Origin of the sequence: Clostridium sp. AF02-29 (assembly GCF_934835585.1) — a bacterium.
GTDB classification, from domain to species: domain Bacteria; phylum Bacillota; class Clostridia; order Lachnospirales; family Lachnospiraceae; genus Otoolea; species Otoolea fessa.
The window spans coordinates 51,612-62,932 of sequence record NZ_CAKVZK010000012.1 but is presented as its reverse complement, the minus strand read 5'-3'; the positions used below and the strand labels follow the sequence as shown (position 1 = coordinate 62,932).

Below are 11,321 nucleotides of genomic sequence, written 5' to 3'. Positions count from 1 at the left end.
AACCAAAAGGTTATGGTTAAGGATAGGTAAGAGGAAGTTATTTCCTAAAAGGATGAAAGATAGAAAGTAGAAGAAATTCAATGTGCAGTTTTGAAGGTATATACCTTTTATTCCTCGATAGCTCAGTCGGTAGAGCACGCGGCTGTTAACCGCGCTGTCGTAGGTTCGAGTCCTACTCGGGGAGTTTTAATTTAATATCTGGCCCCATGGTCAAGCGGTTAAGACATCGCCCTTTCACGGCGGTAACACGAGTTCGAATCTCGTTGGGGTCATTTATGGCGACATAGCCAAGTGGTAAGGCGTGGGTCTGCAACACCCTGATCACCAGTTCAAATCTGGTTGTCGCCTCTGAGGAATCATCGAAAGATGGTTCCTTTTTTGTTTTACATGAATTTTCGGAATTTTAACTGTTTGATTAGCTGTGAAGTAAGATGGCGCTATCCGATTTTCACATCTTCTGCTATAATAGAATCATTCACGAAACGGCATTTTAAATAGCCGCGACAAAATTATTTTATAATATGGAGGAAGCGAAAATGGCAGAAAAATTACAGGAATACAGCCTGACCTGGGAAGTAACGGATGAGATGACGGCAAAGCGAATCGGAAGCGCAGGTTCCCAAATTTTGTCTACTCCGAATATGGTGGCCCTGATGGAGGCGGCAGCGCTGGAACTGGCGAAATCGTATCTGGAGGAAGGACAGACGACGGTCGGAGCGGAGATTCACTGCCGCCATCTGGCGCCGACGCCGGTGGGAATGAAGGTAACAGCGACTGCAAAACTCCGCAGCATTGAGCGCCGGAAAATGTGGTTTGATATTGAAGTAAACGATGAGAAGGGCAAATGCGGCGAAGGGTCCCATCTGCGGATCATGGTAAATTCAAAGGCGATGAGCGACAAGGCTGCGAGCAAGGCGGAATAAGGAGTATCAGGTTTAAGTATCATGCGCGGATTTTGCCGTTCTGGAATAAGGGGGAGCGGCAAAATCAGTTTGTGGTATGCCATGCGTGTGAATAGAGATAAAGAAAAGTTACTGGTCACGTGTGTGTGCAGCAACATAGAAAGAGAGGCAGCGGTGCGGACAGAAACGATAGGGTGGATCATTGGCATTTTGATTGCGGCAGCGCTTGTCTGGTGGATTTACCGCAAAATAAAGAGGAAAATGCGGCAGCTGGCGAGTACGCCGGAGGTACAGGTGCTTCGGTATGTGGCAAAGCATTTATCAGAAGGTGATTTGACGCAGCCAGACGCATCCAAACCGTGTTCGCTGGCGGGAATGGACCGGCTGTGCCTGCCGCAGATTGCAAAAGATTTCCCGGAGTTTAACTGGAGTGAGTGGAAGGCTCAGATCGAGACAAAATTGAGAAAAAAACTGGAAAAAGAGTATCAGAAGGTACATATCCACCGGACGGTCATCAGCCGCTATCAGAAGGAAAAAGGACTCTGCCGGATTTTGTGTGAGTCGGCGGTCGAGTATGAGGAAATGACTGAATATAAGAAAACGCCTGAGATGCAGTCAGAACTGCATTCGAATCTGATTCAGACGGTTTATGAGACGGAACTGGTATATGTCTATGAGGATACGAAAACAGCAGGGGCAGCGGTTTCGCTTATCTGTCCAAACTGCGGTGCACCGATTCAGAAGCTGGGGTTGAAAAAGTGTGAATATTGTGGTTCCGTGCTGGAAGTCCAGAATAAGAAGGCATGGAGACTGCTGGAGATGCGGGAAAAGTAAGCGGGTGATCTCACGGTAGAATCCGGTGATGGGGAGAGAATGCTCCCGGATAAATTGCAGAAGAGTTTTATATGGGGCAGGAGCTTCCTGATGGCTGCCGCGAAAGCGGACAACCATGCAGGTAGTTTCCTGCCATTTGTCTGTGCTCGGAATGGAGAAAGCTTCCGGCGAAATGCCGACACCGACCTTTCCAGGTCAGACCGCTGTTTCAGTCTGAGACTTGTCGAACTGGCGGATGGAAGTTTCAAGATCCAGATGGGAATGCAGCATTTATTCAGTTTCAACTGGATGTAAATTCATAACCAGCTTTTCCGGATGCCGTCTAATCCACCGCAATGCAATCAGGCAGATGGCAACGGAGATGAGAGATCCGATCGGCGCTGCGAGTCCCATTGGATACAGTGTTTCCGGGAAATAGCGGCATGCGAGCCATGCGAGCGGGATGCGCGCTACCACGATCGAGATGCAGTTGTGCAGGAACGACAGCCCGGACAGTCCGCAGGCGCAGAAGAAACCGCTGCAGCAGAAATGGATACCGGCGATCATGCAGTCCAGCACATAGCTCTTCATATACTGGGTTCCGAGCCGGACAACCTCTGCCTCATCAGTAAAGAGGGAGACGGCGGCACCGGCAGCAAACTGCATGGCAATTGAGATGACCAGCCCGAAAGAAAATGTGATGCAGATCGCGTAGCGCAGCGTCTGACGGGCACGCTCAGGTTTTCCGGCGCCCAGGTTTTGAGCGGAGAGGGCGGAAACCGTGGAGAGAAGCGAGGATGGAACCAGAAACAGGATTCCGATCAGCTTTTCAACGATTCCGACCGCCGCCGCATCATTTAATCCGCGCTGGTTGGCAAACATGGTAATAACCAGAAAAGAAACCTGTATAAAGCCGTCCTGAAATGCAACTGGGATTCCGACCTGCAGGATGGAGGCTATGGTAGTCTTATGTAGATGGAGGTCACGGAGACGAAAACCCGGAAACATCCGTTTTTTAATGATTACGACCAGGGCGATCAGGACACTGCACATCTGTGACAGGGTCGTGCCGAGCGCCGCGCCGGACGGACCGAGCGAAAACACGCCCATTAAAAGGTAATCAAGCGCAATATTGATAATACAGGCGATTGCAACGAAATACATCGGACTTTTGGAGTCGCCCATGCCGCGGAAAATAGAGCTGATGATATTGTAGGCGGTGATGAACGGGATGCCGGCAAAGCAGATCATCAGATATGCCGCGGTGCCGTTTACTGCTTCCTCCGGGACAGACAGCAGCCTGATAATGCCGTGAACCGCCGTCAGCAGAAGTCCGGTCAGAAGAATGGACAGACCTGCAAATAAGGAAATCGTGTTACCGATGCCGCGCGCCGCAAGCTTCCGGTCACCCGCGCCGACCGCGCGTCCGATGAGAACCGTTGCGCCCATCGCCAGACCAACGATCATAACCGTCAGCATATGCATGACCTGACTGCCGACCGAGACCGCCGTCGTCCCATCCACGCCTCCAAACTGCCCGATAATAAACAGATCCGCCATGCCGTAGAGTGTCTGCAAAAAATAAGATAACAAATATGGCAGGGAGAAATAGATAACTGTTTTCAGCACACTGCCGGAGGTGAGATTCTTTTCCATGAATAAATCCTCGTCTTTCTGGTAAAAATAGATGACTCTGCCGTCGGCCGTCAGAAAGAAAATGCCGCAGAAATCATTTTCTGAGTATAGTTTATCAGAAATAACTATAATGTCTACAATAATTATAGAGTCAAGGGAAGAAAATCCTTGTTTTTAAGTAGGAAATTTGTGGTATAATATGAGCACTTAGCGAGGTGTTTTCGAGCTTAGTGCGAGTCATACCTAAATTCTTAATGAAGCAGAGCCAAAGGCGATAGCTGAATTTAGTATTTATGGTATAATATGAGAAGGCAAATAAAACCCACTTTGATTTTACACAGGAGGTTTCATGAGTTTAGAGTTTAAAAAAATTGAAGTTAACAGTATCCAGGAGATGCTTCCGTTTTACGCGATGCGCCACAATATGACGTGCGACAGCGTATTTCTGGAGAGCTATGTCTGGAAAGATTATTATAATGTCCGTTATGCAATCTGGGAAAATAAGGCGCTTTTATGGCTGATGGAGAATGAAGGACGTTGTTTTTCCGCGATGCCGCTGTGCCGGGAGGAAGACCTGCCGGGGGCGTTTGCGGCGATTGAGGAGTATTTTAATGAAGAACTGGGATATCCGCTGGTTATCAATCTGGCGGATGAGTATGCAGTGAAATATTTAAATCTGCCGGAGGACAAATATCTGGTGGAAGAGCAGGTCGATTCGAGAGATTATCTCTACAACGGCGATGCGATGCGTTCCCTGGCAGGAAAGAAACTGCATAAGAAGAAAAACCGCGTCAACGCATTTAAGCGCGAATATGAGGGGCGCTATGAGTACCGCCGTCTGTGCTGTTCGGACAGCCACGATGTCTGGGTTTTTCTGGACCGCTGGAGACAGCAGAAGGGCGAGGAGGTCGAGGAACATCTCGATTATGAGGTAAAGGGCATTCACGATATTCTGAAAAACTGTTCAGAATTCAGCATCCACATGGGCGGCGTGTATATCGACGGTCAGATGGAGGCATTTACGATCGGAAGCTACAATCCGGTGGAACATATGGCGGTTATCCATATTGAGAAGGCAAACCCGGAGATCAACGGTCTGTACCAGTTTATCAACCAACAGTTCCTGATAGAGGAATTTCCTGAGGCTGAGTGGGTCAACCGCGAGGACGATATGGGCTTAGAGGGACTCCGGAAGGCGAAAATGACGTATTATCCGGCGGATTATGCACGCAAATATCTGGTAGAACAGCTGTTAAACGGCAGCAAGGGCTATCACTGGGCGGAGCAGATCGCCAATACGACGGCGGGAAGTGTGCTGACGTATCTGGATGCGGAGGATAAGGACGAGACGAAGCATCTCTGGCATATGTGTTTCCCGGAAGATTCGGAGAGTTTTATCGAGTATTATTATAAGGAAAAGACGAAGGATAACGAGATTCTGGTGAAAAAGGATAATGGACTTCTGATTTCGATGGTGCAGTACAATCCGTATGCGGTGAAGCTGCGTGGACGCCTCTGGAAGCTCGATTATCTGGTCGGGGTGGCGACCGAGGAGAGCCGCCGCCGCGAGGGACATTTCCGGGACGTATTTGTGAAAATGCTTCACGACGAGGAGGCAGCCGGAAAGCCGATCACGTATCTGGTTCCGGTCAACCCAGCTGTGTATGCGCCGATGGGATTTACCTTCATCGGAAATGTGGCATCCTATGAGCTGACCGAGAAGGCGAAACAGACGCTGACGCGCACGGTGTGCCAGGATACTCCGGAGGACTGCGGGCGGGCTGCTGTCTATATGGAACAGTGGCTGGGCGCACGGTATGAGATGTATACGCGCCGGGATGCGGCGTATGTGAGCCGTCTCATCAAGGAGCTGGCTTCTGAAAATGGCACGTTGGAATTCCTGGAACAGGACGGCAGGCTGGTTGGCCTGGATGCCTACTGGGGCTGGGAAGTCCGTGAACACCGGCTTTTGTATGCGGAGGACGCATACACGGTCAAGACGGGCGAGAAGCCGTGGAATATGGCGCGCCTGACGAATATCGGGGCGCTGCTGGCGGCATTTGGCTTAAAACAGGCAGAGCAGCAGGGAGAAGAAAAACGTATACTCACACTGGGCATCCGTATGAATGATCCGATTCTGGAAATGAACAACGGTGAGTTTGTCTGGACGATCGGGGAGACAGGTTCCAGCCTGAAGGCGCGGAAACCGGAGCCGGATACCTGCGGCTGCACGGAAAATGTTTCCATATGGCTGGAGACGAAGCCGGAAGAGCTGGTGAGCTGGCTGTTTGGCTGCCGGAAAGCGGAAGAAATCTGGGGCGGACAGCTTGAAAATAAGGGGCTGGCAGAGATTCTGGCACAGGTGGATACGGTGAACGGCGTGTATCTGGATGAGATCGTGTAGAGTGCGTGCTGTAATTGTATAGGATAGAGAATGTGCTGATTTTATGTAAACTAATAGCAACCGCTTTTATGTTTTCAGAAAAAGGAGAGGAGAGTGCGTCAGATGGGAGAGACAGACACATTAAAAAATTGGATTAATGAGTCAAATTATATTGTATTTTTTGGCGGGGCGGGTGTTTCGACCGAGAGCAATATCCCGGATTTTAGAAGCACGGACGGGCTGTACCATCAGGAGTATGACTATCCGCCGGAAACGATTTTAAGCCACAGCTTTTATATGAGAAAGCCAGAGGAATTTTACCGGTTTTACCGCAATAAGATGCTGTTCCCGAATGCAAAGCCGAACCGGGCGCATCTGGCACTGGCGAAGCTGGAGCAGGAAGGAAAGCTGAAAGCGGTCATTACCCAGAATATCGACGGGCTGCACCAGGCAGCAGGCAGCAAAGAGGTGCTGGAGCTGCACGGATCGGTGCTCCGCAACCATTGTACGCGCTGCGGCAGGTTTTACGGATTGGATGATATTTTGAAGATGAAGGGCGTGCCGAAGTGCGGCTGCGGCGGCGTGATCAAGCCGGATGTCGTGCTGTATGAGGAAGGACTGGACAATGAGGTAATTGAGCGGTCAATTGCCCATATCCGCAAGGCAGATATGCTGATCATCGGCGGCACCTCGCTGGTGGTGTATCCGGCAGCGGGGCTGATTGATTATTATCATGGAAATAAACTGGTTCTGATCAATAAATCAGCGACCTCGCGCGATGGTCAGGCGGATCTGGTTATCAGCGACAGCATCGGGAAGGTGCTGGGGGACGCGGTCGGAGTATAAGGTAGTAACAGGGGAGAGAGGAAATGGTATACGAGGTTGGAGATATTGTAAAACTCAAAAAGCCGCACCCGTGCGGCAGCCATGAGTGGGAGATCCTGCGGGTCGGCGCGGATTTCCGTTTGAAATGTGCCGGCTGCGGGCATCAGGTGATGATGGCACGACCATTGGTAGAAAAGAGTACCAGAGGACTGAAAAAAGCGGGAGAGAAGTCCGAATAAGAGCGGCGGGTGGGCGTACAGATGCAGGCAGCTTCATGATCTGGCAGTCAGTAAAAGAATGCCGTAAGAAGGGGCAGAAAGCCCGGAAAAAACGAGAAAATTTACATAGAAAATCTCGAAAAAGTGCTTGCCAAGCCGTTCCTTTTTTGGTATCATAGATATTCGGTAATATATAACACAAAAATCCTTACTCCCTGCTGGAGTCAGGGGGTCAGTGACCACAAGGAGGTAAGAAAGAGCATGAACAAATATGAATTAGCAGTTGTTCTTAGCGCAAAACTCGAGGACGAAGAGAGAGCCGCAGCGATGGAGAAAGTAACAGGTTACATCACACGTTTCGGCGGTACAGTAACTGACATTGATGAATGGGGCAAGAAGAGACTTGCTTACGAGATTCAGAAAATGAAAGAAGGATTCTACTACTTCGTACATTTCGAGTCTGATTCCGTATGCCCGAATGAGGTGGAGAACCACATCCGCATCATGGAGCCGGTTATCAGATACTTATGCGTAAGACAGGATGCGTAAGAGTAGATAAAGAAAGAGTGATCGTATGAATAAAGTAATTCTGATGGGCAGATTAACGAGAGATCCGGAAGTGAGATACTCTCAGGGCGAGAGAGCTATGGCAATCGCCAGATACACGCTGGCAGTAGACCGCAGAGGCCGCAGAGGCGGAAACGGAGACGACAGCGCACAGACAGCGGATTTCATTCCGTGTGTTGCATTTGACAGAGCAGGCGAATTCGCTGAGAAGTATTTTCATCAGGGAACCAAGCTCGTAGTAACCGGAAGAATTCAGACTGGCAGCTATACCAATCGTGACGGCCAGAAAGTATATACGACAGAAGTGATTGTAGAGGATCAGGAATTTGCAGAGAGCAAGAATGCGGCATCTGGCAACAGCGACGGCGGTTACCGTCCGGCAGAGCGCCCGGCTCCGTCCAGCGCAATCGGCGATGGATTCATGAATATTCCTGATGGAGTAGAAGACGAAGGCCTTCCGTTCAACTAGGTTCGGGAATCGGTCCCCCGGCGGACGGAGTGCGCGAGAGCGCCATCAGGCTGATGTGTGTGAAGGAGGAAAGACCAATGGCATTCAATAAAGGCGATAAAACAGACGCTTCCAAGATCAGAAGAGGCGGTATGCGTAGAAGAAAAAAAGTTTGTGTATTCTGCGGCGAGAAGAACGGCGAAATCGATTACAAAGATACAAATAAATTAAAGAGATACGTATCCGAGAGAGGAAAAATCCTTCCGAGACGTATCACTGGCAACTGTGCTAAACATCAGAGAGCTCTGACTGTAGCTATCAAGAGAGCAAGACATCTGTCCCTGATGCCGTATGTTTGCGAGTAATCCTTGTAAAATAAGGTTTTTTTAAGGGTAAAAGAAGATTTTTACTCAAATTTCACTCAATTATTGAGGATAAAAATGATTGGGATTCCATGTGAGAGATCATGTGGGATCCCTTTTTGTATAATAGGAAATTCCATGGAATTTCCTATTACACAAAAAGACAGATTTCGAAAATAAGTGCTTTACAAAAACGCTTTAGTATGCTAATATGGTAGCATATTAAAAAGCGAGACGGAAACCGGCAAAGGGAGAACGGCTTCCACTGTCTGAAAATGAGGAGGACACCAATTATGAAAAAGAGATTTGTGAGCGCAGCGCTGGCTGCAGTAATGGCACTTTCCATGACCGCATGTGGCAGCAGCAACAGCGCAGCAGAGACAACCGCAGCAGACACAGAAGCGGCTGAGAGCCAGGCAGAGGAAACCACCGCAGAAGAGGCGAAGACAACCGACGGCGGCACTCTGATTGTTGGTTTTGATCAGGATTTCCCACCGATGGGATTTGTAGGCGATGACGGCGAGTATACCGGATTTGACCTGGAGCTGGCACAGGAAGTTGCAAAACGTCTGGGTCTGGAATATAAGGCACAGCCGATTGCCTGGGATTCTAAAGATATGGAGCTTGAGTCCGGCAATATCGACTGCATCTGGAATGGATTTACGATGACGGGTCGTGAGGATGATTATACCTGGACTGAGCCGTACATGGCAAACCAGCAGGTATTTGTCGTAGCCAATGATTCGGATATCAACAGCCAGGCGGATCTGGCAGGCAAGATCGTAGAGGTTCAGGCAGATTCTTCCGCAGAGGCAGCTTTAAAAGAGGCACCGGAACTGACCGCTACTTTCAAGGAGCTTCTGACAACCGCTGATTACAACACCGCATTCATGGATCTGGAGCAGGGCGCCGTTGATGCCATTGCGATGGACGTAATCGTAGCTGGCTATCAGATTCAGCAGAGAAACGCTGATTTCAAGATTCTGGACGATTCCCTTTCTGAGGAAGAATACGGCGTAGGCTTCAAGAAGGGCAACACCGAGTTAAGAGATAAAGTTCAGAGCACTCTGGAAGAGATGGCAGAGGATGGAACCTTACAGGAAGTTTCTGAGAAATGGTTTAGCAAGGACGTAACTACCATCGGCAAATAGTAATTAATCGTTGATTGTAAAAACGAAACATTATTAAATAATAGGAATAGGGACGGCTGTGAATGATTTCATGGCAGTCCCCATTCGCGGTTTATGTGTTTAACTGTGAAGTCACAGCACATTCCGTTACCGGGCACGTATGCGTGAACAGTAACGAATCTACATTTTAGAAAGCAGGTATGGGATAATTATGAGTAAGATGACACTCCAGCAGATGATTACACAGCTTGCGGGTGGTATGGCAGTCAGCACACAGATTTTTGTGATCACACTGCTATTTTCACTTCCGTTAGGACTCGTGATCGCGTTCGGGCGTATGTCGAAGAACAAGCTGATCCAGACGATTGTAAAAGTATATATTTCGATTATGCGAGGCACGCCGCTGATGCTGCAGCTGATGGTGGTGTATTTTGGACCGTATTATCTGTTCCGCATCAAAGTCGGCAGCAGTTACCGTCTGTGGGCTACCTTCATCGGTTTTGTCATTAACTATGCGGCATATTTTGCCGAGATTTACCGCAGCGGCATCCAGTCGATGCCGGTCGGACAGTATGAGGCAGCGGAGATTCTGGGTTATGGAAAGGCACAGACCTTCTTCAAGATCATCCTGCCGCAGGTAATCAAGCGGATTCTTCCGTCGGTGACGAATGAGGTCATCACGCTGGTAAAAGATACGTCTCTGGCGTTTACGTTGAGCGTGGCGGAGATGTTCTCAATCGCCAAGGCGTTGGCGGCATCCCAGACGAATATGATGCCGTTTGTGGCAGCAGCCGTCTTTTACTATATTTTCAATCTGGTTGTGGCGGTTGCAATGGAATGGATTGAGAAAAAGCTGGATTATTACCGATAGAAGCGGGAGGAATGTGGAAAATGAACCTGTTAGAATTAAATCATGTGGAAAAATCATTCGGCGATCTGTCGGTTTTAAAGGATATTTCACTGAGTGTGAGCGAGGGCGAGATCGTGTCCATCATCGGACCGTCCGGCTCGGGTAAATCGACGCTTCTGCGCTGCGCGACGATGCTGGAGACGATGGACCACGGCGAGATCGTATATTTAGGAAAGAGAGCAGCCTGGACGGGCGCGGATGGCAAGGTCAGCTATGCGGACAAGAAGGACATGAAGGAGATCCGCAGCCAGTACGGTCTGGTATTCCAGAATTTTAACCTGTTTCCGCACTATTCTGTGCTGAAAAATATCACAGACGCGCCGATCCATGTGCAGAAGCGCGACAAGGAGACGGTTTATAAAGAGGCGCGCGAGCTTCTGAAAAAAATGGGTCTGGAGGATAAGGAGGACTATTATCCGTACCAGCTCTCCGGCGGTCAGTGCCAGCGTGTGGCGATCGCCCGTGCATTGGCACTGAATCCGAAGATTCTGTTTTTCGACGAGCCGACCTCCGCACTGGATCCGGAGCTGACGGGAGAAGTATTGAAGGTTATTAAGTCGTTAGCGGATCTGCACATCGCGATGGTGATTGTTACCCATGAGATGGCGTTTGCGAAAGATATTTCCCACCGCGTGATCTTCATGGCAGACGGACTCATCGTCGAGGAGGGCGCGCCGGAGAAGGTGTTTGCTTCGGATAATGAGAGAACGAAGAGCTTTTTGGGACGGTATGGGAAGATTCTGTAAGAAATAATTAGGAAAATGGAAGATGGGTGTTGCTGGTTTTGGAGTGGAAAATCGGCGACGCCCGTTTTTTATGGGGAAGCATTTTATGGGGAAGCATATAAGTGTTATTTGCAATTTTACAGTAAATGTGATACGCTTTTATCAAGTATTCCGATTTGCGAGGCAGTAGATACCTTTCAAAAAGGAATGGAACAGAAATAATCGAGTGTTCCGGTGATGCTGGAAGTGGTGAAAAGCGATGCTGACGTTTGAGACGGGTCTTGAAGGAAAGGGGAGCGGTTCATGGAGATTCGTATACCCTTTTTGAGATGGATGGAGTCCGCGTCTGCGCGGGCTCTTTTTGATCCATTTGCGCTATAGAAAGGTGGGGCTGGAAAAAGTG

Annotated in this window: 13 protein-coding genes and 3 tRNA genes; 15 read left to right on the top strand and 1 reads right to left on the bottom strand. The window is 49.2% G+C overall.

Translation table 11 applies throughout. The features are described from left to right. Positions 1 to 111 precede the first annotated feature (111 nt). The 6 genes from PUQ60_RS04915 (at position 112) to PUQ60_RS04890 (ending at position 2,030) form a co-directional block, all read left to right on the top strand. Positions 112 to 184, top strand: a tRNA-Asn gene (locus tag PUQ60_RS04915). A 16-nt stretch (positions 185 to 200) separates the two neighbouring features. Then, positions 201 to 272: transfer RNA gene (locus tag PUQ60_RS04910), tRNA-Glu, on the top strand. A 5-nt stretch (positions 273 to 277) separates the two neighbouring features. Continuing rightward, a tRNA-Cys gene (locus PUQ60_RS04905) sits at positions 278 to 348 on the top strand. Positions 349 to 536: 188 nt separating this feature from the next. Then, on the top strand, positions 537 to 923 hold the full coding sequence (locus tag PUQ60_RS04900; protein ID WP_022358901.1) for a thioesterase family protein: 387 nt from the start codon (positions 537 to 539) through the stop codon (positions 921 to 923). A 153-nt stretch (positions 924 to 1,076) separates the two neighbouring features. Further along, positions 1,077 to 1,736 (top strand): hypothetical protein, encoded by a 660-nt coding sequence (locus PUQ60_RS04895; protein ID WP_273379514.1) that lies wholly within the window; start codon positions 1,077 to 1,079, stop codon positions 1,734 to 1,736. A gap of 90 nt (positions 1,737 to 1,826) precedes the next feature. Continuing rightward, positions 1,827 to 2,030, top strand: coding sequence for a hypothetical protein (locus PUQ60_RS04890; protein WP_273379512.1), 204 nt, complete (start codon positions 1,827 to 1,829; stop codon positions 2,028 to 2,030). On the opposite strand, the gene PUQ60_RS04885 is transcribed toward PUQ60_RS04890, so the two are convergent. Further along, the gene (locus PUQ60_RS04885) at positions 2,007 to 3,371 is read right to left on the bottom strand and encodes an MATE family efflux transporter (protein ID WP_273379510.1); all 1,365 of its coding nucleotides are present in this window, start codon (positions 3,369 to 3,371) and stop codon (positions 2,007 to 2,009) included. The genes PUQ60_RS04890 and PUQ60_RS04885 overlap by 24 nt on opposite strands. Before the next feature lie 328 nt (positions 3,372 to 3,699). Between PUQ60_RS04885 and PUQ60_RS11455 the strand changes: the two genes are divergently transcribed. From PUQ60_RS11455 to PUQ60_RS04835, 9 genes are all read left to right on the top strand, one after another. Then, on the top strand, positions 3,700 to 5,754 hold the full coding sequence (locus tag PUQ60_RS11455) for a GNAT family N-acetyltransferase (RefSeq protein ID WP_337955588.1): 2,055 nt from the start codon (positions 3,700 to 3,702) through the stop codon (positions 5,752 to 5,754). Positions 5,755 to 5,856: 102 nt separating this feature from the next. Then, complete coding sequence (locus tag PUQ60_RS04870) at positions 5,857 to 6,579, top strand: NAD-dependent protein deacylase (RefSeq protein WP_273379508.1); 723 nt, start codon at positions 5,857 to 5,859, stop codon at positions 6,577 to 6,579. Between the two features lie 23 nt (positions 6,580 to 6,602). Further along, entirely contained in the window at positions 6,603 to 6,797 is a 195-nt protein-coding gene (locus PUQ60_RS04865; RefSeq protein WP_022358896.1) for a DUF951 domain-containing protein, read from the top strand. Positions 6,798 to 7,037: 240 nt separating this feature from the next. After that, a complete protein-coding gene (rpsF, locus tag PUQ60_RS04860) occupies positions 7,038 to 7,325 on the top strand; it encodes a 30S ribosomal protein S6 (protein WP_107001800.1) in 288 nt (95 codons plus the stop codon). 25 nt (positions 7,326 to 7,350) lie between these two features. Further along, complete coding sequence (locus tag PUQ60_RS04855) at positions 7,351 to 7,812, top strand: single-stranded DNA-binding protein (protein WP_022358894.1); 462 nt, start codon at positions 7,351 to 7,353, stop codon at positions 7,810 to 7,812. A gap of 77 nt (positions 7,813 to 7,889) precedes the next feature. Further along, complete coding sequence (gene rpsR / locus PUQ60_RS04850; protein WP_022358893.1) at positions 7,890 to 8,156, top strand: 30S ribosomal protein S18; 267 nt, start codon at positions 7,890 to 7,892, stop codon at positions 8,154 to 8,156. Positions 8,157 to 8,446: 290 nt separating this feature from the next. Beyond that, positions 8,447 to 9,304: an amino acid ABC transporter substrate-binding protein gene (locus tag PUQ60_RS04845; RefSeq protein WP_118538604.1), complete on the top strand. Its 858-nt coding sequence runs from the start codon at positions 8,447 to 8,449 to the stop codon at positions 9,302 to 9,304. A gap of 199 nt (positions 9,305 to 9,503) precedes the next feature. Then, complete coding sequence (locus PUQ60_RS04840; RefSeq protein WP_333489850.1) at positions 9,504 to 10,154, top strand: amino acid ABC transporter permease; 651 nt, start codon at positions 9,504 to 9,506, stop codon at positions 10,152 to 10,154. Positions 10,155 to 10,174: 20 nt separating this feature from the next. Continuing rightward, on the top strand, positions 10,175 to 10,939 hold the full coding sequence (locus PUQ60_RS04835; protein ID WP_022358890.1) for an amino acid ABC transporter ATP-binding protein: 765 nt from the start codon (positions 10,175 to 10,177) through the stop codon (positions 10,937 to 10,939). Positions 10,940 to 11,321: the final 382 nt, after the last annotated feature.